This window comes from Bacteroides sp. f07, assembly GCF_042854785.1.
Classification (GTDB): Bacteria; Bacteroidota; Bacteroidia; order Bacteroidales; family Bacteroidaceae; genus Bacteroides.
Genome location: NZ_BAABXI010000002.1, coordinates 194,282 through 220,049 on the forward strand (window position 1 = coordinate 194,282; position 25,768 = coordinate 220,049).

Annotated in this window: 11 protein-coding genes; 10 read left to right on the top strand and 1 reads right to left on the bottom strand. The window is 42.5% G+C overall.

Annotated features, from left to right (window positions below):
* Nucleotides 1–74: 74 nt before the first annotated feature.
* From ACGHVY_RS15980 to ACGHVY_RS16015, 8 genes are all read left to right on the top strand, one after another.
* Nucleotides 75–1,775 carry a right-handed parallel beta-helix repeat-containing protein gene (locus ACGHVY_RS15980; protein ID WP_390599843.1) on the top strand — a complete coding sequence of 567 codons (1,701 nt, stop codon included), beginning with the start codon at nucleotides 75–77 and terminating at the stop codon, nucleotides 1,773–1,775.
* Between the two features lie 25 nt (nucleotides 1,776–1,800).
* Complete coding sequence (locus ACGHVY_RS15985; protein ID WP_390599844.1) at nucleotides 1,801–2,844, top strand: hypothetical protein; 1,044 nt, start codon at nucleotides 1,801–1,803, stop codon at nucleotides 2,842–2,844.
* 24 nt (nucleotides 2,845–2,868) lie between these two features.
* A complete protein-coding gene (locus ACGHVY_RS15990; RefSeq protein WP_390599846.1) occupies nucleotides 2,869–6,093 on the top strand; it encodes a SusC/RagA family TonB-linked outer membrane protein in 3,225 nt (1,074 codons plus the stop codon).
* A gap of 11 nt (nucleotides 6,094–6,104) precedes the next feature.
* The gene (locus tag ACGHVY_RS15995) at nucleotides 6,105–7,577 is read left to right on the top strand and encodes a RagB/SusD family nutrient uptake outer membrane protein (RefSeq protein ID WP_390599848.1); all 1,473 of its coding nucleotides are present in this window, start codon (nucleotides 6,105–6,107) and stop codon (nucleotides 7,575–7,577) included.
* 87 nt (nucleotides 7,578–7,664) lie between these two features.
* Nucleotides 7,665–10,337, top strand: a complete 2,673-nt coding sequence (locus tag ACGHVY_RS16000) for a glycoside hydrolase family 2 TIM barrel-domain containing protein (protein ID WP_390599850.1) — start codon at nucleotides 7,665–7,667, stop codon at nucleotides 10,335–10,337.
* A gap of 17 nt (nucleotides 10,338–10,354) precedes the next feature.
* Nucleotides 10,355–13,156: a glycoside hydrolase family 3 C-terminal domain-containing protein gene (locus ACGHVY_RS16005; protein WP_390599852.1), complete on the top strand. Its 2,802-nt coding sequence runs from the start codon at nucleotides 10,355–10,357 to the stop codon at nucleotides 13,154–13,156.
* A gap of 90 nt (nucleotides 13,157–13,246) precedes the next feature.
* A complete protein-coding gene (locus ACGHVY_RS16010) occupies nucleotides 13,247–15,121 on the top strand; it encodes an FAD-dependent oxidoreductase (RefSeq protein ID WP_390599854.1) in 1,875 nt (624 codons plus the stop codon).
* 19 nt (nucleotides 15,122–15,140) lie between these two features.
* Nucleotides 15,141–17,231: an alpha-galactosidase gene (locus tag ACGHVY_RS16015; RefSeq protein WP_390599856.1), complete on the top strand. Its 2,091-nt coding sequence runs from the start codon at nucleotides 15,141–15,143 to the stop codon at nucleotides 17,229–17,231.
* 18 nt (nucleotides 17,232–17,249) lie between these two features.
* On the opposite strand, the gene ACGHVY_RS16020 is transcribed toward ACGHVY_RS16015, so the two are convergent.
* The gene (locus ACGHVY_RS16020) at nucleotides 17,250–18,089 is read right to left on the bottom strand and encodes an alpha/beta hydrolase (RefSeq protein ID WP_390599858.1); all 840 of its coding nucleotides are present in this window, start codon (nucleotides 18,087–18,089) and stop codon (nucleotides 17,250–17,252) included.
* A 396-nt stretch (nucleotides 18,090–18,485) separates the two neighbouring features.
* Between ACGHVY_RS16020 and ACGHVY_RS16025 the strand changes: the two genes are divergently transcribed.
* Nucleotides 18,486–22,421 (top strand): ATP-binding protein, encoded by a 3,936-nt coding sequence (locus ACGHVY_RS16025; protein WP_390599860.1) that lies wholly within the window; start codon nucleotides 18,486–18,488, stop codon nucleotides 22,419–22,421.
* Nucleotides 22,422–22,594: 173 nt separating this feature from the next.
* Nucleotides 22,595–25,765: a SusC/RagA family TonB-linked outer membrane protein gene (locus tag ACGHVY_RS16030; protein ID WP_390599861.1), complete on the top strand. Its 3,171-nt coding sequence runs from the start codon at nucleotides 22,595–22,597 to the stop codon at nucleotides 25,763–25,765.
* Nucleotides 25,766–25,768 lie beyond the last annotated feature (3 nt).

Sequence of the window (25,768 nt, forward strand, 5' to 3'; positions counted from 1 at the left end):
GATTTGAGAGAATGTCGCTATAATCTTAATATGTAATTTTGAACGGTGAAATGTTAAACTATAATTTAATAATTATGAGAAAAATGACTTATGCATTGATTTCAATCCTTCTGCTTCTGAGTAGTGGCGGATGTGATAACAAAGACGAAGAAACATCAGGCAAAAGACCAAGACCGGAAAATGTGGTTTATTCGGAAGTGATTACGCCGCCATCTATATCTCAAATAGATGAGAGCGGTTATAAAACCTATTATGTAGACAGCCAAACCGGTAGTGACGCCAATAATGGTCTGACTCCCGAAGCACCTTTCCAGACATTGGATAAGATTTCTACTATGGTCAAAGAGTCGGCTACTAAGGTATTATTCAAGAGTGGAGCTGTTTTTAAAGGAACCCTTACTTTGAAAGACTTGAAGGGTACGCCGGAGAAGCCATTCATTGTCGATGTATATGGGGGCAGTGAACGTGCTCGTTTCGAAGGTACTGGAGGAGAACAAGTTGTATTGATACAAGATGATAATATCCGCTTCCGGAATATCTTCATAACTAACAAGACTGGTAAGCGGGGTATGTATATTAGGGCGATAGAAGCGGGAGCCAAGAAAAACATCGAAGTGACAGGTTGCCGCTTTGAAGAAATCAACTGGGCTGGTGATGCAGCTTTTGTAGGCGTGAGCCCGACAAAGCTTGACGTCAGGGCTATCTGTTCTGATGGCAATTACAACAAAGCGTTTGGAGGTCTCGTTATCGAAACAGTTGCAAAAGAGAAAGGCCCCGGATGGTATGAAGATATGTTTATTACCAACAATGAATTCTATCAGGTATCCCGTACCGGCATCATGTTTATTAACCGTTGGGGAAGCCGTACAGGTGTAGGCGAGGGATACAACGAATATATAGATGATGAACATAATTGGTATCCGAACACTAACGTGGTGGTTCAAGGCAATAAACTTCATTATATTGGTGGTGATGGCATCGTCCTCGGTGGTGCTGACAATTCTTTCCTCGATCATAACGTATGCTACTATGCCAACTTCTTAGGGCGTACAGACCAGGCGAGCGTAGGCATCTGGCCTTATTCGAGCCGTAATACCGTAGTACAGTATAATGAATCAGCTTATACACAATGGTGTAATGGCAGCGCAGACGGTGAAGGGCTTGATGTAGACATTGCCTGTAAAAATACCATTGTACAGTACAATTATGTTCACCATAATGTGGGAGGTGGTATTCTTTTATGTAACAATGAGACTGAAAACCATGACGGAACTATCGTGCGCAATAATATCTTTCTTTTCAACGGTGGAGCTCAAAAAGGTTCTTTAGCATCTATCTCGACCAATGTGGGACGTACGGAAATATATAATAATATCGTAATTACTGATAACAAGAACAAACGCGTGTTATTCAGCGATGACTGGGGGAAAAAGGGTAAATCTCATGACATTACTTTCCGTAACAACATTTTTATGTCTACTACACCCACTATCGGCATTTTCGATGATTCATATATAGACAACTGTGTCTTTTTGAATAACTTGTATTACAATCTTGGTAACTTCCAGGCAAACGGGATGGATGCCGGTGCGCTTCTGTACAATCCGGGTATTACCGTACCCAGTGATATGGATGGCTATGATAAGGGAGTTTTTTGTCGTCCTACTGAAGCTAACGTATTCCTTGAAGGTCTCCTGTTTGACGGTATGTTGAATACTGACTTTGCGGGCAATCCTGCTATTGGAATCGGTTACCTAGGTGCATTTGCAGAGTAATTAATTAACTTTATTCTAATATAACATGAAATATTTATTGAATTATTTTTTATTCGCAATCATGCTGCTGGGACTGTCGGCATGCGAAAAAGAAGATAAAGATATGTTTATAGTGGAAGGCGAAAGAAATTTCTCCGTTACTAAAGAGGGTGACATGATATCAGTGATTATGCGAACCACTCAAGATTATCGGGTCACTCCAGAAAACAATTGGTGTATCGTCTTGGCCAAACAGCCTATCGGATTTAAAATACAAGTCAATGAAAACACAACGGTAAGGGAAAGGGAGAATAAAATAACTATAGAATCGAATATTGGTGCTCCTGTAGTCTTGACTGTAAGACAGGAAGCTGGTGAGCTTTTCTTCCGGATGGATGATAGTGAAAAGGCTAAACAATTTGCACAGGAAGGCGGTACACAGACCGTTGCCCTTCAAACCAATCTGGAAGATTACGAAGTGATTCCACTTGGATGGTGTACTATTTCCGAAAAGACAAATGAAGGTTTCAAGATAACAGCAGAGGCCAATTCAGACTTTCGACGTGAGGGAATCTTGTTGGTACGTGCCCAAGGAATGGACGACATTGAGATTCTGGTAAAACAGAATGGTGAGCCGCTTCTGAAAAACCCCTACTTCCTTGACGGCAATTTTGAACCGTGGGTGATTGAGCGGTCGATTGCAACAGTCTTCGTTGCAGGTACTTGGATTCCTGGTTCAATTACTAATCCTGAAAAGAACCGTTACCGTGCCATTAAAATTGATACAGGTGGTGCCAGCCAAGGTTCTATCTTCCAGACTGTAAACGGAATTCCGGACGGTACTTACACGTTGACATTCATTGCATATGCTGGTGGTTCGAGCACTGATGGAAGCAATCTATGGCTCGTGATTATCGATAATGAGGGGAACGAGACGGTAGAGAGCATCTTTGCGGAAGCTCGCGGCGGATGGAAAACTATCACTCGCCAACTTACTGTCACTGGTGGTAAAGTCAGCATAGGGCTTCGCGCCACACGAGGGAGCGATAAAGGTATATGGTTCCATGCACTGGGCTTTGAACTCGAATAATCATAATATAAAAATAGTTAGAATATGAATAATATCAACTCAGATAAAAGGAATAGCCGCATTCATAGCAAATTCCGCCTGTTTACGATTCTATTTTCACTATGCTTGTTATTTCTGGTAAGCACAGTGCACTCGCAGCAAACTGCCACTGCTGTCAACGGGATAGTGGTAGATGAAGCTGGGGAGCCCATTATCGGAGCTACTGTTAAAGTGAAAAATGAGACTATAGGCACTACCACTGATATAGATGGTAAATTCTCATTGAAAGCACCGGTAAAATCAACGCTGATAGTAACTTATATCGGCTATAGGCAAGCGGAGGCAAGAGCCGGTGCAGGCAGTTTTCTTCAAATTACGCTTAAGGAAGATGTTAACGATTTGGATGAAGTGGTAGTAGTTGGTTATGGTACACAGCGTAGAGGTGACCTTACCGGAGCAATCGCATCTATACGGGGCGAGGAGATTCCCTCAACAGCCACTACTACTGTAACACAAGCATTGAAAGGTCAGATTGCCGGTATGAGTTTCAGTCAGACAAGTGATCAACCGGGTGCAAAGGTATCTATACAGATACGTGGAGCAGCCACAAATGCAACACCGTTGATTGTAATTGATGGCATACCCGTGCAGACTATGTGGGAACCGGATGCAAATTCCCAACTGGATTATCGTAAGGGATCAAAGGAGAGTGTACTTGATAATATCAATCCTGATGATATACAAGACATTCAGGTACTTAAGGATGCCAGTGCTACATCTATTTACGGTTCGCGTGCGGCTGGTGGTGTGATTCTGATTACTACCAAAAGAGGATCGACAGGTAGGACTAATGTATCATTCAAGGCTTCATACACCGGACAATGGATAGCCAAGAAACCGGAAGTGTTTGGTGCAAAAGATTATATGAGGCAGGTAAACCGTTACCAGCTTCAACAGTATGTTTACGAGCAGAACTATTATCCATGGGGAGATAGGCCGTTGCCGTCCGAAGCCGACCTGTTGGCTGAATTCCAGCAGAAATATGCAAGTGAACCCAACAAAGGATTTATATTTGATCCTGCGGGCATTGATAATTTCCCTGGTGGAACAGACTGGTATGATGAAGTGACCCGTAAGGGACAAATCCAGAAATATGACCTTTCCGTATCAGGTGGATCGGAAAAGACTGTTTTCCGTGTGTCATTAAGCTACATGGGCAATAAAGGTATTGCTATCAACAACAGCTATGCTCGTACTTCGGGCAGTATGAATATTGATCATACATTCAACAACTGGATTAAGGGAGGTATATCGGCTTCATACTCATCAGTTAATTCTTCGGATGTAGCTCTTGAAGGCTCGTCTGGTACTACCGTACTGTTCCAGGCTGCAAGAGGGTATGACCCTACAGTGCCTGCACGTGATATTGACGGTAATTGGTCTAATCCGGTAATGATGAAGGGTGTCAAGGGGATCAGTCCTCTATCTATTCTGGATGTGACGATGGATACCCAGAAAGAAAGTTTGCTCACCACTGGATACTTGGAGTTAAAACCGGTCAAGGATCTGACTGTTTTAGGGACATTGGGGTATGATCGTAAGTTTGCCAAAACAGGTAGCCATTTTGCGTCTACCACTATACAAGGCGCCGATTATGACGGAATTGCCCAGATAAATCGTGCAGATATAGCCAATATGTATGTTAACTTGAGGGCTACTTATAATAAAGTGTTTGCCAATGACCATTCTTTATCTGTGATGTTAGGATGGGAATATCAACATCAGAATTCAGAAAGTCTGTTGGGGTGGAATACGGGATTCCCTTACGATGGTGTGTTGTGGCATAACCTTGGACTGGGTACTAATGAGCGTCCCAAAGTCGGTTCGTCTAAAAATACAAGCCAGTCGGCTTCATTCCTTGGCCGCTTAAACTACGCTTACAAAGGACGCTATCTGCTTACGGCCAATTTCCGTCGTGACGGTTCTTCCAACTTTGCTCCCAACAAGCAGTGGGGTAACTTTGGCGGTGTGGCTCTTGCATGGCGTATAAGTGATGAGCCTTGGCTCAAAGATATAAACTGGATTTATAATCTTAAGTTGCGTGCAGGATATGGTGTGACTGGTAATGCCGGTAGCCTGACAGGTACTCTGACCTATTATAAGTCGGAATCTGCTTATAGTTATTATTTCAACAACAAGCCAAACAGTGGTGTTCGTTTGGCAGTCATCGGAAATCCGAATTTGTCATGGGAGTCACAATATGATAAGAATATAGGACTTGACTTCGGCGTATTCGATAATCGTTTTGGGGGTAGTATTGATGTGTACGAGCGTACCATAAAAAACCGTATTGGCAATAAGTCGCTAATGTCGTTTCAGGAGGTGAGAGAGTTGAACTACAATACGAAGCGTATCGATAAGACAACAGGTATGGATCTTACCTTGTATGCGGTACCTGTCAGTACCACCGACTTCGAGTGGAACACCCGGTTTACCTTGACTTATTACCGTGATAAGACTACCAAGCGTGATCCGTCACAAGTACTGGATATTCAGGATGCGCCACAATATACATGGAATGATAGATGGTTTCATATCTCTGACGGTTTGTTGCAACCCGGAGAGGTTAATCCCGGACAGTTGGAAACTGACCGCCGTGCCGGTGAAGTGAAGATTAAAGACATCAATGGTTATTTGCGTGATAAGATGGGTAATAAGATATACGATGAAAATGGCAGACCTATGTATTCTAATATGCCCGATGGAATTATTGATAATGCAGACCTTGTGATGAAATACAATAATACTCCTATCCCGTTCAGTTGGACTAACAATTTCCGTTGGAAAGGTTTTGACTTGGGTATTAGTATGTATGGTAAGTTTCATCAGTGGAAAGGTAATGATAAGAAGAGTGGAGCAAATCCGGAGACTTTGCTTTCGGGGGGTAATACACTGGTATACGTGAAAGATCAGTATAGCTATGATAACCTCGACTCTCAAGTGCCGTCGTTCCGTTTCTGGCAGCATGGTGGTGTGGGGTATGGCGACTTCTTTGTTGAGAAAGCATGGTATATCAGGATCGATAATATTACTTTAGGTTATACGTTGCCCAAGAAATGGATAAGAGGAATTTTCAGTTCGGTACGTTTCTATGGTTCTATGAAGAACATTGCTACCATTACTCCTTACAAGGGTGCGGATCCTGAATATGATATATACCTCTATCCGAGTACGAGTTCGTTCACATTTGGTGTTGACATTAAATTCTAACAGATATGAAAATGGTGAAAAATATTTTTGCGTTGGTTCTTAGCCTGTTGATGTTGGGCAGTTGTACCTTGGAACGAACGTCATATAACGAGATTTATCCGGAAAACTTTTATCGGAACGAGGAGGATGTGAACAAGGCGCTTACGGCCCTGTATGTACCTTTCCGGACAGGATGGGGAAAGTTCTATTGTGCTGACCAGTGGGGGTATACTATTATTTCGGATTTTACAACCGGCATGTTGGAAGGTAAATATGCCAATGAAGGGTACAATCATTTTTATGAGCATTGGTGGCGTGAGAACGGCACCGATCTTGGTACTCAATTTGCAGGGAAGATATATCCGCAATATAACGAATTGTCGAGAATAAAGAATGCAATACGCAATATTAATAATAGTTCGGTGAGTGATGTAATAAAGAAAAAAGCGATTGCCGAGGCGCAGTGTCTGTATGGATGGGTAGGATATATTATGTATGACCTCTTCGGTCCTGTTCCTCTTATTACTGATGAGGCACTGGCAGATCCTGAAGCGGAGATATTCATTCCCCGTCTTTCGGACGAAGAATATACAGCTATTATGATTGAGACTCTTGATGAAGCCAGCCGGGTATTGCCTGAGGTGCAAACTGACTGGGGGCGTACTTCCAGAGGAATGGCTTTGATGTTGATGTTAAAATTCCATATGATAAATAAGAATTTTGTAGAGGCGGAAAAGGTAGCCCGTCAATTGTATGCCATGGAAAGTAGCGGTGTATATTCTCTTTTGGGTAACTATGCTTCAGTGTTTGATAAAGCTAATGCCAAAAATAAGGAGATTATTCATGCCATTCCTTGCGGTTCGGGAAATCCTAATTACTGGCTGACACAAGTAATCCCTAGTGATATGGGAGGATTTGAGGCATCAGCATGGGGCACTTTTTTGATGCAATGGAAGTTTTACGACTCCTTTGAAGCAGGTGATGACCGTTTGAATACTATTATCACAGAGTATACACGAAAGGATGGTGGAGTGGTGAAACGTGGCTCGGGTAATCTGATTCGTGGTTGTGCTCCCCGCAAGCTTGGTGCCGACCCTGAGCAGACAGGTTCTGCAGGAACTACAGACTGCATCGTGTTCCGTTATGCTGATGTTTTGCTTTCGTTGGCTGAATGCATCAATGAGAACAATGGCAAGCCGACTCCCGAAGCTATCGGGTTGGTGAACAGAGTGCGCGACAGAGTAAATCTGGATCCTTTGACTGCTGCTCAAACAGCCGACAAAGCGTCTTTCAATAAAGCTATATTGAACGAGCGTTTGCACGAATTCTATTGTGAGGGACTTTCACGTCAGGATCGGATTCGTCATGGAGTGTTTGTTTCTAACTCGCAAGAATTATTCCAGAACAGTCAGAGCGATTGGTATAAAGTACGTTTCCCTATCCCGGCAAAATTTATTAATGAATCGGCAGGTGTAGTGAAACAGAATCCGGGTTATGCCGGATAAGGCTTGAGGCTGGCTGAAGAGCCAGCCCTTCCTTACCAATGTCAAGAAGAAAATGTAAGCTCTATTAATAAACAAAATTAGCTCGTAATGAGAATATACAGATTGTTGCTTTTATTGTTTTCCCTATTTGCGGTATCCTTTGCATATCCATATTCGCCTGGATTCTCTACTGCCGGGTTCTATTCCTTAGAACATACCGGAAGGCAGGTTTATTCCATGAATGTGGCATGGCGGTTTTTTAAAGGAGATGAGGTTCAGGCTGAGAAGAAGAGATATGATGACACTAAATGGCAGGTAGTTTCAGTTCCTCATGGAATAGAATATCTGCCGACTGAGGCTAGTGGGTGTATCAATTATCAGGGTGTGGTGTGGTATCGTAAACATTTCAATCCTTCGAAAGAATGGGTCGGCAAGAAAGTATTCCTTCATTTTGAAGCCATAATGGGAAAGTGTAAGATATGGATAAACGGTAAGTTGAGGACTGAACATTATGGTGGCTATTTACCTGTTGTCGTTGATCTTACAGATGATTTGGTTTATGGAGAGGACAATGTCATAGCTGTAAGGGCTGATAATAGCAACGACCCCTTATATCCTCACGGGAAAGCACAGGAGTTATTGGACTTTTCTTATTTTGGCGGCATTTATCGGGATTGTTGGCTGGTCACGCATAATACAACATATATAACTGACCCTAATTATGAGAATGAAGTAGCGGGTGGGGGATTGTTTGTAGCCTATGGCAATGTCTCGAAACAGCAGGCTACGATAAAACTGAGAACACATGTCAGAAATGAAGGTACTTCCGGGTTTTCAGGAAAGGTAATTTATGAACTGGCGTTACCGGATGGAAAAGTAGTAGTGGCAACGGCGGGTAACATTTGTCTGAAGAAAGGTGAAGCCGGAAGTACGGCTACGGAAATAGTACTTCGAAAGCCAAGATTATGGTCACCCGAGGCACCTCATTTGTATCATCTCAATGTATATATCAAAGATAAAAAAGGACAGGTAATAGACGGCTACATGCGTCGAATCGGTGTACGCAGTGTGGAATTTAAGGGAAAAGATGGATTTTGGTTGAATGGAGAACCGTATGAAGGGAAATTGATAGGAACTAACCGTCATCAGGATTTTGCTGTTGTTGGTAATGCCCTATCAAATTCTCTCCATTGGCGTGACGCGAAAAAGATACGTGACGCTGGATTAAAAGTGGTACGCAATGCCCATTATCCGCAAGACCCAGCTTTTATGGACGCGTGCGATGAATTGGGATTGTTTGTAATCGTAAATACTCCGGGCTGGCAGTTCTGGAACAATGAACCGGTGTTTGGAAAGAGGGTATATGCGGATATACGCAATATGGTGAGACGTGACCGTAATCATCCTTCAGTATGGATATGGGAGCCCGTTTTGAATGAAACTCATTATCCTGCCGACTTTGCCGGAAACTCATATCACATAGTGAAAGAAGAATATCCCTATCCATATTGTTATGCGGGGTGTGACAGTGAAGCGCGTGGTAATGAATATTTTGATATTCTGTTTTCTCATCCTACCGATAATATGAAACCGACAAAATGTTATTTCACCCGCGAGTGGGGTGATAATGTTGATGATTGGAATGCGCATAATTCAACAAGTCGGGTACACTTGGCATGGGGAGAGATACCCCAATTGATACAAGCAGCGCATTATGCCTGCCCCTCTTACGATTTCACTTGTTTGGAGAAATTGAACGCTGCTCCGCGACAACATGTGGGCGGCTCTTTCTGGCACTCCTTCGATCATCAGCGTGGATATCATCCCGATCCTTTCTATGGTGGTATGATGGACGTGTTCAGGCAACCTAAGTATTCTTACCGGATGTTTATGTCGCAGCGTTCGCCGCTCCAATCGGATATACTGGCACAAACGGGGCCAATGGTATTTATTGCTCATGAAATGTCACCGTTTTCACCAAAGGATGTTACTGTTTACTCTAATTGTGATGAGGTACGCTTGAGTGTACTTAAAGGTGGAAAGCAATATATATATAGGAAAGAAAACCGGTTATCGGGAATGGCTTCGCCGATAATCATCTTTCCCGATGTGTTTCATTTTATGGATTGCAAAAAGCTTTTGCGCTCTCATCGGCAGCAGGAAGTCTTTATGCTGGCTGAAGGATATATTGACGGCAAACTTGTAGCTACGCATCGACGGTCGCCGTCATTGCGGCCCGAAAAAATAGTTTTGTGGTTGGATGATGAAGGTACAGGACTCACTGCCAACGGCTCCGATCTGGTAACGGTGGTGGCTGGTATAGCAGACAAAGACGGAAATATCAAACGACTGAACAACTACTTCGTGAAGTTTGCCATTGAAGGTGAAGCCAGGATAGTGGGTGGCAATGATGTAATAGCAAATCCCCGTCCGGTAGTATGGGGGACAGCGCCCATTTTGCTTTGTTCTACTACCCGTCCCGGTAAGATAAAGGTGACGGCTTCTGTGTTGGAAGAAGGGCTTGAGGTGCCGTTGAGTGCAGAACTTATTATCGAGTCCCGCAAAGAATCCATACCGATGCTTTGGAATGAGAGTGAGCGGTTGGCTGGAGAAAAACAAAACGTGATTAGAAATAAACACCTTACCCCTAAAGGTAATGAAAAACTGCTGCGAGAAAATGAACTTCTTAAAAAGGAATTAAATCGTTATCGTCTGCGCGAAGTGGAGAACCAACAGGAAGAATTTGGTGAAACATCACAAAGTAGTTTTAATATATCTTGACTAAAATATTATTTATAATGAAAACAATATTCTTTTCCATGTTAATGTTGGGTACAACTTTTGCAGTATGTGCCCAGCAAAAACAAGATGACCCGCGTATACCAAATAAAAAAGATTTGGTAACATACAGATTATCCAAAAATCCAATCTATAAAGACGGATGGATAGACTTTAATAAAAATGGCAAAAAAGATATTTACGAAGACCCCAATGCGCTTGTTGAAGACAGGATAGAGGATCTCCTCAGCCAGATGACGGTGGAAGAGAAGACCTGCCAGATGGTGACGTTGTATGGTTATAAGCGTGTGCTTGATGACGAATTGCCTACTGCCGAATGGAAGAATAAATTGTGGAAGGATGGTATGGGAGCCATTGACGAGCATCTCAATGGGTTTCGCCAGTGGGGACTACCACCTTCAGACAATGCGTTTGTCTGGCCGGCATCAAGACATGCCTGGGCCTTGAATGAGGTGCAACGTTTCTTTGTAGAAGAGACAAGGCTTGGGATTCCAGTAGATTTTACGAATGAGGGCATTAGAGGTGTGGAAAGTTATATAGCTACCAATTTTCCAACTCAACTAGGGCTGGGACATACGTGGAATAGAAATTTGATAAAGAAGGTCGGCTATATCACCGGTCGTGAAGGGAGGTTGTTGGGATATACTAATATTTATGCTCCTATTCTTGATGTCGGGCGCGACCAGCGTTGGGGCCGTTACGAAGAGATATATGGTGAGTGCCCTTACTTGGTGTCCGAACTTGGAGTAGCAATGACATTAGGTATGCAGACAGATTATCAGGTTGCATCTACGGCAAAGCATTTTGTAGCGTATAGCAACAATAAAGGAGGACGTGAGGGACTGGCTCGGGTAGACCCGCAAATGTCACCGCGTGAGGTTGAAAACATACATCTCTATCCGTGGAAAAAAGTCATTAAGAAAGGAGGATTATTGGGAGCAATGAGTTCATACAATGATTATGACGGTTTCCCTATTCAAAGTAGTTATTACTGGTTGATGACACGTTTGCGGAAGGATTTTGGATTCAAGGGATATGTTGTATCCGATAGTGATGCAGTAGAATATCTTCATTCTAAACACGGGACTTCTCAAAATATGAAAGAATCGGTCAGACAGTCGGTAGAAGCCGGGTTGAACGTACGATGTACATTCCGTTCGCCCGATTCGTATGTATTGCCTTTGCGCGAATTGATAGCTGAAGGAGGACTTTCGATGGAAACGATAGACGAAAGAGTACGCGATGTACTACGTGTCAAATTTATGGTCGGATTGTTTGATACCCCTTACCAGACAGACCTGAAAGCGGCCGACAAAGAAGTGAACAGTGTGGAAAACCAGGCAGTGGCCTTGCAAGCTTCTCGGGAATCTATTGTATTGCTGAAAAATGAGAACAAGACATTACCATTAGTTAAAGAACAAATAAAGAAGATTAGCGTATGCGGTCCTAATGCTGCTGATGTGTCTTACGCTCTTTCTCACTATGGCCCATTAGCTGTTGAGGCTACATCAGTGCTGCAAGGTATAAAAGAGAAGATGCAAGGTCAAGCGGAAGTTCTTTATACTAAAGGATGTGACATTGTAGATGCCAATTGGCCTGAATCGGAAATTCTGCCTGCGGAACTGACTGATACGGAACAGGCAGAGATTGACAAAGCTGTGGCTAATGCATTGGAAAGTGATGTGGCTATTGTCGTTTTGGGTGAGAATGGACGTACATGTGGAGAGAATAAGTCTCGGTCGAGCCTTGATTTGCCTGGACGTCAGCTTGATTTGCTCAAGGCGATACATGCTACCGGAAAGCCGACGATATTGGTTATTATCAGCGGGCGTCCTAATTCCGTTAATTGGGCAGACAAACATATTCCGGCCATTTTGGAAGCATGGTATCCTGGGTCGCAAGGTGGAACGGCGGTGGCGGATGTTATTTTTGGTGATTATAATCCTGGGGGGAAACTCACAGTGACATTCCCCAAAACAGTAGGGCAGATTCCATTTAATTTCCCTTCCAAACCGGCTTCTCAGGTAGACGGAGGCCGCGTGGGAGGATTGAAAGGAAATATGAGCCGGGTGAACGGTGCATTGTATCCATTTGGATACGGATTGAGTTATACGACTTTCAAGTATTCAGACCTTGTTGTAACGCCTTCTGTCATTACTCCTAAACAAGAGGTGACGGTATGTTTCAATGTAACCAATACTGGTGACAGAGAAGGGGACGAGATTGTTCAGATGTATGTCCGCGATATTATCAGTTCGGTGACTACGTATGAGAAAAATCTTCGTGGATTCGAACGTATCAATTTGCAACCGGGAGAGACTAAAGAAGTAGTATTTACCATTACACCTGAAGAACTTTCCTTATACAATAAAGAAGAAAAATGGGTAGTGGAACCCGGTGATTTTCGAATTATGGTTGGAGCTTCTTCTACTGATATCCGCTTGTCTGATACCCTTACGGTGATACCTTATCAGGACAGTAAGGCATCCGGCAGAAACAAGAAGAATACAAATGCCAGATGGACGGGTAGTAAGGGGGATTATCTTACTATTCCTGTGAAAGATGCTGATGCGCTTGACCGGGTTTTTATCCGCTGGATGGAGCTGCAGAAAGAACCGGTACATTTCGAGATACAAATATCAAGTGGTGGAGGGCAGTTTCTGACCGTATTCTCCGGAAAAGCCATGAATACGGAACATATGCAGTGCTATAAATTCAACAAAACAACAGTAAGTGATATACGTATTCTTATCACTTCTGGAAAAGCGTCTGTTGCTGAAGTCAAAATAGACAAAGAATAACTGAGAGTACAAATTAAATCCATGAGAAGCTTGGAAACTGTTTTGAATGAACAAAGAGGTTTCTTACAACTAATAAATATATTTTGCCGTATGACAAGTAGACTACTAATATGTTTCTTTCTGTCTCTTTACAGTATTTCAATGAGCGCGGCAGGCGTGTGGGTAGAGACTGAGAATTTCAAGGATAAGGGCGGTTGGGTTGTCGACCAGCAGTTCATGGACTTGATGGGTTCTCCTTATTTGATGGCTCACGGTATGGGGACTCCTGTAGCGGATGCATCCACATCGGTGCAGATACCGGAGAAAGGAACTTATCATGTTTATGTCCGTACTTTTAACTGGACTTCTCCCTGGTATCAGGGAGAAGGACCCGGAAGATTCCAACTAAAAGTGGACGGAAAGAACTTATCCTCTGTGTTGGGAACGAAAGGGCAACAATGGATGTGGCAATATGCCGGGAAGGTTAATTTGAAACAGGGGGAAACGACTCTTTCTTTAGTGGACCTTACAGGTTTCAATGGTCGTTGTGACGCTATCTATCTGACAACGGAAAAGAACGATGTCCCTCCTACGGATATGGCAAAATTGAATCTGTTTCGTCGTAAAATGATGAATCTGCCAGCTGTCCCTGCCGTACAGCAACAATATGATTTGGTTGTTGTAGGGGGCGGTATCGCCGGAATGTGTGCAGCTGCGACAGCTTCCCGCTTGGGATGCAAGGTTGCGTTAATCAATGATCGTCCTGTATTGGGTGGTAACAATAGTGCTGAAGTGCGTGTACACTTAGGCGGACATATTGAGGTCGGTCCCAACAAAGGGTTGGGGCGCATGATTCGTGAGTTCGGACATTCACGCAAAGGAAATGCGCAACCTGAAGATTATTACGAAGATGAAAAGAAGGATAAGTTTATTGCTGCAGAGAAGAATGTCACGCTTTTTGCCAGTTATCGTGCCGTATCAGTGAAGATGAATGGTGACCGGATAGAATCAATCGTAATCAAGCATATTGAGACCGGAGAAGAACAATGTCTGAAGGCTTTGCTGTTTTCCGACTGTACGGGCGATGGAACAATCGGTTATCTGGCAGGTGCCCATTATAAAATGGGACGTGAAGCACGCAGTGAGTTTGGAGAGAAACTGGCTCCGGAGATTGCTGACAAGATGACAATGGGAACCTCTGTCCAGTGGTATTCGATTGATAAAAAGAAAAAGGTGCTTTTTCCTGAATTTTCTTATGGAGTAGAGTTCAACGAAGGTAACTGTGAAAAGGTAACTATGGGGGAATGGAAATGGGAGACAGGCATGAACTTGGATCAAGTGAATGATGCCGAACGTATCCGTGATTATGGTTTACAGGTTGTTTATTCCAATTGGAGTTTCCTGAAAAACCACCTTAAGGACAATGATAGATATAAGAACCGTGCGTTGGGATGGGTGGCGTATGTTGCCGGAAAAAGAGAATCCCGCAGATTACTGGGTGACTATATCTTGAAACAAGATGATATTGACAAGAATGTTTTCCACGAAGATGCTTCCTTCACTGCTACTTGGAGTATTGATTTACATTTTCCCGACCCGGATAATTCAAAGAAGTTTCCCAATGCAGAATTCAAGGCGGCAACCAATCACATTTATATATATCCTTATGCAGTGCCCTATCGTTGCTTGTATTCTCGGAATATAGAGAATTTGTTCATGGCGGGACGTAATATCAGTGTGACTCACGTTGCCTTGGGAACAGTCAGGGTGATGCGTACTACCGGTATGATGGGTGAAGTAGTGGGAATCGCTGCTTCTTTGTGCAAGAAATATCAGACTTCTCCACGTGGCGTTTATCAGAAGTATTTGAATAAGCTCAAGGAGTGGATGCAAAGGGGAGTGGGTAAAGAAGCTGGATTGCCGGACAATCAACGTTTTAACAAGGCGGATAAGCTATTACAGGTTCCGCGGGCTTTAATGAAATAAATAACAGTCTGGACTTGCTATGAAGAAACTATTTACAGTATTAGTAACAGTGTGTACGACTGTTGCTTCTGGGTGTGCTCAAGAATCGTGCTATAGCACATTGAAAGGAGATACATTAATCATAGGAAACAATCTGCTAGAGCGTAAGTTCGTTTGGAACGGTGGAAACCTGATGACGTATAGTTTGAGTGATAAAGAAAATGGGAAAACAAATTTGACAGCATCACTGACACCAGACTTTTTTATCTCTAAGGATGTAAAAGCAGGAACTGGTGGTACTTGCCGCGTGGAGAAAATAGCTGCTACTGATATTCATCCCGACTATTTGAAAACAACGGTAACTTTCTCTTTAGGAGCCCTGGATATACAGCGTATTTATCGGATTTATGATAACTGTCCTGCAATAGCATGCGACACCTATCTGAAAGGCACGATAAACAATGTATTTGGCGGAAGGGAGGAGAATGCTGCCGATCGTAAGAATATCGAATTTGTCGAAGATATGAAGTCTAAGGCTGTAACAGCTATTATCGACCAATTAAATTTCAAGGGACAGCATTGGCATGCCAAAGCGGTAGAGTTTTGGGATGTAACAGACTGGAATAACAATTTAGTGGCAGAACAAGATATTATCACCTATCGTAAAAACAACTATCGTGGAAACCTTTTCTTTGTACAGAACGGAGAAGACGGCAATGGATTTTTCTTCTTGAAAGAAGCACCTTGTTCCAGTGTGCAACTGGCTAATAAGGAGGGAGATTTCATGGCGGAATTTGGAAGATTTATGGTTGCTGGTCTTGGCATTACAGGGCAGGAACTCCAGAAAGATGAATGGATACGAACTTATGGTTGTGTGACGGGAGTTTATGATGGGGGAGAGTTGCAGGCATTGACTGCACTTCGGAACTATCAGAAGAATATCCGTCGCCATTTCCGTGACCGTGACGAGATGATTATGATGAATACTTGGGGCGACCGCAGTCAGGATGCAAAAGTGAACGAATCATTCTGTCTGCAGGAGTTGGAACGTGCTGCTAAGTTAGGAATTACTCACTTTCAGATTGATGACGGCTGGCAGACAGGAAAAAGCCCTAACTCTGCGGTCGCCAAAGGCTCGTTCAGGAATATTTGGGATAATAAGGATTATTGGAAGCCGGATAAAGAAAAATATCCTCGTGGGTTAGCCCCTATTGTAAAGAGAGGGAGGAAACTGGGCATTGAAATTGGATTATGGTTCAATCCGAGTGTGCAAAATGACTTTGCTGATTGGGAAAAAGATGCTGAAACTCTGATTGGGCTTTATCATACATATGGAATCCGTATTTTCAAGATAGACGGATTGAGCATTCCGACGAAGAAAGCAGAGAGTAATCTTCGTAAGTTGTTTGATAAAGTATTGGTACAGACGAAAAACAAGGTTATGTTCAACTTGGATGCAACTGCCAGTCGCCGTGGTGGTTATCATATGTTCAACGAGTATGGAAATATTTTCTTGGAAAACCGTTATACGGATTGGCGGAATTACTATCCATATTGGACGTTGCGTAATTTGTGGATGTTGTCTAAATATGTTCCGGCAGAGAAATTGCAGATTGAATTTCTGAATAAATGGAGGAATAAGGAGAAATATGGTGACGAACCTTTTGCACCGGATAAATATTCATTCGAATACTTGTTTGCTACTACTATGGCGGGACAGCCCTTGGCTTGGCTGGAAGCTTCCAATCTGCCGGATGAGGCTTTCTCAATAAGAAGTTTGATTGAACAATATAAAAAAGTGCAATATGACTTTCATCAGGGGACTATTCTTCCGATTGGTGATAAACCTTCAGGACGTTCCTGGACGGGATTCCAGTCTATTTGTAATCAAGTGGGTAATGGTTCGGATGACTGTAATGTAAAAAGTGGTTATCTTCTGATTTATAGAGAAGATAACGCACAGGATGAGACATGGATAGAGACATGGTTGCCTGAAGGTACTGATGTTGTATGTACCCCCGTTCTTGGCAATGGTAAGGCTATGACGGTTACTGCTGGCAGAAAAGGAACAATCAAAGTTGCTCTACCTCAGAAAAATGACTTTGTGATGTATCGATACCAAGTAAAGTAGTATAAACTATTTTGTGCATCATTTAGGGGATTTACCTAATTGAGTGTCAGTAGACTTCAGCCACATACCAAGCAACTCAAGCATCTGTGAGTGATACTTAAAGTCTATATTCATCCCCCAGCCATGACCGCCTTTTGGGAATATATACATGGTTGCGGGGACATTGTTTTTCTTCAATGATTCATAATAGAGTACGCTATTGGCAGTCGGTACGGATTTATCATCATCACTTAATAGCAAGATGGCAGGCGGAGTATTTGCATTAATTTGTTTTTCGTTAGAAAAGAACTGAATATCTTCAGGCTGCGGTTTGTTACCCAGTAAATTAGAGCGGGAACCGCCATGAGTGGCTGTTTCCATAGTTATGACAGGGTAAAAAAGAATGGAGAAGTCGGGTCTTGTATTTGTCCCTTCTGTGGTATAGTGAGTAGAAGCAGTGGCAGCCAAATGTCCGCCTGCCGAGAAACCGGCGATGCCTACTTTATTTACGTCTATACCCAATTCGCTTGCATGATTGCGTACATAACGTATTGCCTGCTGTGCATCATCCAACGGTACTTCTTTATGTTTGTTCGGCATCCGGTATTTGAGGACGAAAGCCGTTATTCCTTGTCCGTTCAACCATTTAGCAAACTGTTCCCCTTCGTGCAGAATAGCCAGTCCGGCATATCCGCCGCCAGGGCATATCACAACTGCCATTCCTGTGTTCTTTGTTTTATCGGTCTGGTAAATAGCCAGTTCGGGTGAGGAAACATTTGTTACCCAATTGCCGTTTCTTTCGCACTTTTCAGCATCTGTTATTTCATTATTAGTCGGTGGATTCGTTTCCCACAGTTTTATAATTTTTTGAGCATTCATAGTTGTACATGTAAATATCAGTAAAGTGCTTAGCACTAATAATTGATGTTTTCTTATCATGTTAATCAAATATTGAACATTAGAGTTAAATGAGGATACTAAAATTGCAAAGTTATACATTATTCTTTGTAAATAAAAGCTTTTATTTCAATAAAGCAAGGATGATGCAGGCATATATCGCATACGAATATAAATATTTCTTTATGATAGGCTGTTTTCTCTTTTAATTTATACGCTATTTATAGTCGGATTACAAAGAATTTTCCTACATTTGTTACGTTAATCTATGAAATCTCTCATTAATGCCCTGTCTACTAAGAAACTGTAATATTCCAAGGAACAATTTTTTATATTTTAATGGGACAGTAATGTGGTATTATAAGATATAGCTATACTATGAAGAACTTGAAAAGAATAATTTTTATACTGCTTATCATCTTCCCTCTCCGTGTTTTTGCCGGCTATGAGCATTTTAAACTTTGGGATATGTCGGACGGACTATCCAATAATACAGTGAAGTCTATCACCCAAGATCACTTAGGGTTTATTTGGTTGGGAACGTTCGACGGACTGTGTAAATTTGACGGAGTCGATTTTACCATCTTTAGACATGACTCTCAAGACAGTTTATCTATAGTCAATAACTATGTGGAAGTTGTGGCTTCGGTGGGAGATGAACTTTGGGTAGGAACCGAACAGGGATTGGAACTTTATTCTTATAAAGAGAATAATTTTCATTTGTGTGAATGGATTCTTCCGACAGGTGAAAGACAAGGGCTAACGGAAAGCATCAAAAATATTGTAGTGAATCAAGGAAAAGTCTTTGTATTGACCTTTTCGCACGAACTATTGGTGCGTAAAGAGGGATGTGTCTTTGAACCGTGTGATTATAAAAAGAAAATAGAATGGTTGTCTATTTCAAACTATAAAGAGGGGTTACTGATTGGACATGCCACAGATGGTTTGTATGTCATTGATCCCGACGAAATGAGGATTCGGGCTCATTTACCGTTTGACTCAAAAGTACTGAGTGACTGTCTGTATTACAGTGCGAATAGAGATATGATTTTTCTTGGTTTTGGCATAGGCTATCCAAGTCTTGTTTTTAGGATGAACAAGGAGAATAGCCTTGAAAAGTTGGAAGTCAGGGTACCGTCAAGTGTAAAGACAATTGTCGACTATAAAGATGAAACATTGTTTGGAACAGATGGAAACGGGCTGATGGTTTTTAATGAAGAAGGATGCTCCGGCATTTCTTCGGGAGAAAGCGATATGAGCAGTGATGCCATTTATTCATTATTTGTAGATCGGGGACAGAATCTTTGGATTGGTACGTACCGGGGGGGGCTGAATGCAAGTTCGGAACATTATGACTGGTTTCAGTCTTTCTGCGTACAGAATAAAAAGCTATCGTATGATATGGTGACCGCTGTCATTTCTCAAAAGGAACGGTTGTATGTGGGACTGGACGGCGGAGGACTGAACATTTATGATGTAAAGAATGACCAACTTCTGAAATATACGACTCGTAATAGTGGTATTTCGGGTGACAATCTTTTGTCGTTATCAGTGGATGACGATTTTGCCTGGTTGGGAATATATGGCAAGGGGCTCAGCCGCTATTCACTGTCCGATCATACATTTAAGAATTATGCGTTGCCATCGGTTAATGGTGAAGAGAGTGCAAATAGAATATGGCAGATAAAGGACGATGGTGAGGGTAATATTTGGATTATAGCCGAAGATGTTTATTGTTTCAATAAAAAGAGTGAGACATTCACTGTGGTTGACAATCTGAGCAACCTGAATGCTTTGAATATAATATTTGAAGAGGATGCCATTTGGCTTTGTACGATGGGATATGGACTTTATAAATTTGACCGGAAAACGACAGAACCTCTTGAACATTACTTTAAAGAGTCCGAAAAGACTCCAATACCCGGTAATATGATACGGTATATGTATATTGATTCCAGGAATCAGGTCTGGTTCTCGATAGAATATGCCGGGCTATACAGATTAGACCAAACGTCTGGGGAAGTCACTCCGTATGGGGTTGGAAGCGGCCTGACAGATACGAATATAGTGGGGATGCTGGAAGATAAGTCCGGTTATTTATGGGTGAGTACGTACAATGGCTTGTTCCGTTATAATCCTGTCAATGGAAAGTTTATTCGTTTTGGTAAAGAAGACAACCTTACTTCTACCCAATTCAATTATAACGCGTGTTTTCAGGAAGGGGATACAATGTATTTTGGAAGTACGGGAGGTTTGTTCAGTTTCAAACCGGAAGATATTAAATATGACGGTGAACAGGTCAATCATGTGTATTTCACCAATCTTGAGCTGTTGAATCATGAAAATAAAGTTGTGAATCTCTATGGTATGCAACCAGAGGATATACACTTGCCATATGATCAGAACTTCTTTACGATTCATTTCTCAACACCTGAGTTGATTTCCCCTGACAAGGTGCAGTTCTCTTGCTATATGGAGAATTTCGAGAACGGTTGGTCAGAAATCTCCCATGCCCGGCAGATCTCCTATACTAATATTCCCCCCGGAGAATATTATTTTTACGTTAAGGCTTCCGACAATGAAGGTCAATGGACTGATAAGGCATCTTGCCTGAAGATTATTATCACACCCCCTTGGTGGAAAACCACTTGGGCTTTGTCGCTTTGGGGGCTGTTGATCTTAGGACTAATCATTTTTATATTTTGGCTGTACCGTCATGAATTGAATATAAAACATTTGGTACATTTGAATGAGATAGAGAAGAAAGCGGCTAAAAATATCAACGAAGCAAAGCTGAGCTTTTATACGAATATTACGCATGAACTGCGTACGCCTATTTTTTTGATAACCTCTCCTTTGGAGGAACTTCTGACGGGCAGGGAGGGCAGAGGCCCGGTTTCGGTTCCTAAATCTTTTCTGGTGGGTATGTACAGAAATGCTATGAAACTGAATAAGCTGATTAGCCGGATTATAGACTTCCGTAAACTGGAGTCCGGAAAGTTGAAACTCGAGCCGCAATCACTGAACCTGGTTGCTTTCTGTAAAGACTTGATTGTGGATTATGAAGCTCTGTGCCAGCAGAAGAATATTATTTTTCATTTCTTACCGTCACGGACGATCATTCGTGTCGAATTTGATCCCGAAAAGATGGAGATTCTTTTGTCCAATCTCATTTCCAATGCTTTCAAATATACTCCTGAAGGAGGGAAAATCGTATTATCTATTGATGATACGGACGAAAAAGTAACGTTAGTGGTTGAAGACAATGGCGTCGGCATTAAAAAAGAATTTCAGGATGCTATATTCGACCGCTTCTTCCAGGTAGAAAATACCGAAATATTTTCTACGGGGGATGGTATCGGGCTTTCCTTTGTGAAGCACTTGGTCGAATTGCATGACGGGACGATACGCGTAGAAAGTGAACTGAACAAAGGGGCTAAATTTATAGTTGAACTTCCCAAAAAAGAAAGGGTGGATGAACCTGTTTCTTCGAATGAAGAAATTATCATTGTGCCGAGATCTACGAAAGAGAATATGCCTGTGGCGGCAGAGCCGGCCTCTTCACCGACAGCCCCCTACACCTTATTAATAATAGATGACGAGAGTGAGATACTCGATATGCTGGAGCGCTTTTTAAGCGGTGCTTTTAAGATAGTGAAGGCAAGTAATGGTATGGACGGGCTTTCTTTGGTGCAGACCGCATTACCTGATATCGTAATTTGCGATGTGATGATGCCTAAAATGAGTGGGACGGATTTCTTGCAATTAATGAAGAGAGATAAGAAGCTGGCCCATATTCCTGTCATTATGTTGACTGCTAAAACTTCAGAGGAAGACCAAATGGTGGCTTTTGATTGCGGTGCGGATGCTTATCTGACCAAACCGATTTCATTAAAATATCTCCGTAAACGTATCGATCAACTGTTGGCGCGTGTAGAATCGACAGAGATGGTGAACTCATTGACGAAAACGGAAAAGAGATACTCGAAAGAAGAACAGAAGTTCCTGTTGAAGTGCCGGGAGATTATTGATAATAACCTGAATAATTCTAGTTTTGAGATAATGGCTTTTGCGGAACACATGGGGATGAGTCATTCCACCTTGTACCGTAAAATAAAAGGGATGACCGGAATGACTGTTGTTGAATTTATAAATGAATACCGGCTGTTCAAAGCCGTCCAATATTTTAAGGAAGGCGAGACGAATATCGGTGCGGTATGCGCCAAATGCGGATTCAATGATGTGAAACATTTCCGTGATCTTTTCAAACGTAAGATGAATATGACTCCCAAGCAATATGTGCTTAGTTTATAGCCGGATCTGGTTATTTGATTCACTTGTTCACGGCGGATTGTTCCGAATAGTCCAATAGCTGAATTTCACCCTAAAAAAGACGAATTTCCCCCCTTTCAGGCAATGCATCCTGCTTAGTTTTGCGACAAAACGAGGGTGCAATGCCTTGAATAGTTAATTTTAAAATCAGTTTTATGGAAAAACATTTTTTCTTTATTTCGTTGAGGAAGACTTTATTCCTGACGGTGACATTTTTTTTATTAATAGGAAACGCGCAACCTTCCTATGCAATGTTGGGGGTAGACGGGGAGTTGCAGGTTATGCAGAGCGGCATAGTTAAGGGACGAGTCGTCGACACAAACGGAGAAGCGGTGATTGGAGCCAATGTAAAGTTGAAAGGAAGCAATCAGGGAACTATTACTGATGTGGATGGAAACTTTTCCTTGGAGAATGTATCGGGAGATATCCTGATTGTATCTTATATTGGTTTTGAGGAGCAAGAAGTTGCCATTAAAGGGCGGAAGTATGTAAAAGTCATATTGAAAGAGAATTCGCAGCTTCTTGATGAAGTCGTTGTAGTGGGATATGGTGCACAGAAAAAGGTGAATCTGACCGGAGCGGTGGCGAGTCTTGACGTGAAACAATTGGAGAGCAGACCTATTACCAGTGCTTCGCAGAGCCTGGCAGGTAAGATAGCAGGCGTACATATCGCACAATCGTCCGGTATGGCAGGTGCCGATGGTGCGCAGATCACCATTCGCGGACTTGGTACGTTGAATAATACCTCCCCTCTTATTTTGATTGATGGGGTTATTTCTCCGAGTATGGATGTGGTAAATCCTGCGGATATCGAAAGTATATCTGTCTTGAAAGATGCTGCGTCGGCTTCTATCTATGGTTCGCAGGCCGCGAATGGTGTTGTATTGGTGAGCACTAAGAAAGGAAAAGGAGAAGGGAAGTCAACTTTTAATGTAAGTGCAGGTCTTTCCTGGTCTCAAATGACCAGCCAGAGTAAACCGGACATGGTGACGGACCCGGAAACATTTATGCTCCTGATGAATGAGGCGCGAATCAACTCCGGATTGGAGTCAGCTTTTCCGGATGAAGTAATTGAAAGATACCGTACACCCAAATTCAGGGATGCGTGTTCTACCGATTGGTTTGATCAGATTTTCCGCACGGCTACTACCCAGGAGTACAATATGAGTGCAAGCGGCGGGAATAATAAGACCAAATATTACTTTTCTTTAGGTTATATGGACCAGGGCTCCATAGCATCCAGTGGTAACTATAAACGGCTTACTGCCCGTCTGAACCTGGATACTTATGTACTTCCCAAATTAAAGATCGGAGCATCTATCGGTTATACTTACGGCGATCAGCGTACTCCGAACGGAAGTGTGGACGAGGTATTTGCGCTTGATCTGATGCGTGCCAATCCTCTGAACCCGGCCTATAATTCGGACGGTACGATTGCGATGCCCGATAATACGACTTTGTCCTATACAGGACAGGTGCAAGGAGAGAATCCGTTGACCAAGATGCTTTACAATGAGATTCATCAGAAAAACAATAACATTTACGGTAATGCTTTCTTGAGTTGGGACATTCTTCCGGAACTGAAAGTGTATGCATATCTCAATGCAAATGTACAGTTAAGAGATTATAGCGAGTGGAAGGGCTGCCCGGAGGTTAAAAACTGGCGGTATGAGGAACTGGTTGCGGAAGGTGCAAATATGGATGATGTGATTAGTGACGGTTATTATGGAAACGGAAGTTTGAAGATGTCGTCAGCCAGGGATTACCGGATTAATCCGTATGTTCAGATGGAATATTCCAAGTCAATCGGCAAACATCATATGAGAGCTATGGTTGCTGCCAGTTATGAAACGACCAATTATGACTATTTTGATACCTCCAGGGGTAAGTATATTTCCAATTATGTGCATATTCTTGATTCGGGAGATCCTTCAACGGTGCAAAATAGCAGTAGTATGACCCAATATGCCATTCTTTCCCAATTCGGACGTGTGAACTATGATTTTGCCGACAAATATCTTTTCGAATTCAATCTGCGTCGTGACGGTTCCTCCAGGTTCGGTTCCAATTTCAAGTATGGTATATTCCCTTCTTTCTCTGTGGGATGGGTGTTGACGCAGGAGAATTTCATGAAGAAGATTCCTATGATTAACTTTCTGAAATTGCGTGCTTCCTGGGGGCAGCTCGGCAACCAGTATAGCAGCGATAATTTCCCTTATATTGCCAAGATCGGTTATGACGGTAATTATGTGTGGGGGAATGAGGTGGCAACGGGCGTTGTTCCTACCTCTTATGGAAACCCGGATATTCACTGGGAGACTACCAATGTGACGAATGTAGGTTTTAATCTTCATCTGTTCAATTCGGAACTGGTGCTGGAAGGTGATTACTTTATGCGTAAGACAAAAGATATTTTATTCGATACGCCATTGCCGTATGAAACCGGATTCAAATCGGTGTTGACCAATCTGGCAGAAGTGCAGAACAGCGGTTTTGAATTGTCGGCTACTTATCAGAAGAGGTTGAAAGACTTTCATTTCTCCATTGGTGGTAATATGTCACATATTCAAAATAAGGTCAATGCCATAGACCCGGGAATGACCGGAGAGACTGACCGCCATATCAGTGGTAATAAAATTACGACTCGTAATAAACCGATGAATTCCTATTATATGTTGAAATGGACCGGCAAGATTTATCAGACTCAGGAAGAGGTGGATAACTCTCCCCATGTGAAAGGAGCAGGGCCGGGTGACTTGGTATTTGAAGATATCAGCGGTCCCGAAGGAAAACCGGATGGAGTGATTGATGCCAATGACCGACAGATATTGGGAACGGAATATCCGGCATGGACATTTGGCGCAAATTTATCATTTGGGTATAAAGGTATAAATATCAGTGCCGATTTTCAAGGGATTGCAGATGCCTATACCTATGGAACATGCGAATATTATACTCCGACATTCCAAGGTTCCAATTTTGGTCAATATTGGACGAAACGTTGGACTCCGGAACATCCGAGTGAGACAATCCCACGTTTGTGGGTTGAAAGTGGCCCTAATGTTGACTACGCCAACAGCTATTTCCTGATGGATAGAACTTATCTACGTTTGAAAAATCTGGTTTTGAGCTATGACTTGCCGTTGAACATCATCCGTACGCTGAAAATGGAGAAAATGAGAGTATATGTTTCCGCTTCCAATTTATTCACCTGGACGAAGAAAGATTACCGGGGACTGGATCCGGAACGTTCCAACGGTGCAGGTGAACGGGGTGGTATTCCGCAAGCGATGACAGTGAAAATGGGTATTGATTTAACTTTCTAATAA

Bases quoted from the DNA above. Each gene is read 5' to 3' on its own strand.
- ACGHVY_RS16010 (WP_390599854.1), top strand. From the start codon at position 13,247: ATGACAAGTAGACTACTAATATGTTTCTTTCTGTCTCTTTACAGTATT.
- ACGHVY_RS15995 (WP_390599848.1), top strand. From the start codon at position 6,105: ATGGTGAAAAATATTTTTGCGTTGGTTCTTAGCCTGTTGATGTTGGGC.
- ACGHVY_RS16020 (WP_390599858.1), bottom strand. From the start codon at position 18,089: ATGAATGCTCAAAAAATTATAAAACTGTGGGAAACGAATCCACCGACT.
- ACGHVY_RS16025 (WP_390599860.1), top strand. From the start codon at position 18,486: ATGAAGAACTTGAAAAGAATAATTTTTATACTGCTTATCATCTTCCCT.
- ACGHVY_RS16000 (WP_390599850.1), top strand. From the start codon at position 7,665: ATGAGAATATACAGATTGTTGCTTTTATTGTTTTCCCTATTTGCGGTA.
- ACGHVY_RS15985 (WP_390599844.1), top strand. From the start codon at position 1,801: ATGAAATATTTATTGAATTATTTTTTATTCGCAATCATGCTGCTGGGA.
- ACGHVY_RS16015 (WP_390599856.1), top strand. From the start codon at position 15,141: ATGAAGAAACTATTTACAGTATTAGTAACAGTGTGTACGACTGTTGCT.
- ACGHVY_RS16030 (WP_390599861.1), top strand. From the start codon at position 22,595: ATGGAAAAACATTTTTTCTTTATTTCGTTGAGGAAGACTTTATTCCTG.
- ACGHVY_RS16005 (WP_390599852.1), top strand. From the start codon at position 10,355: ATGAAAACAATATTCTTTTCCATGTTAATGTTGGGTACAACTTTTGCA.
- ACGHVY_RS15980 (WP_390599843.1), top strand. From the start codon at position 75: ATGAGAAAAATGACTTATGCATTGATTTCAATCCTTCTGCTTCTGAGT.
- ACGHVY_RS15990 (WP_390599846.1), top strand. From the start codon at position 2,869: ATGAATAATATCAACTCAGATAAAAGGAATAGCCGCATTCATAGCAAA.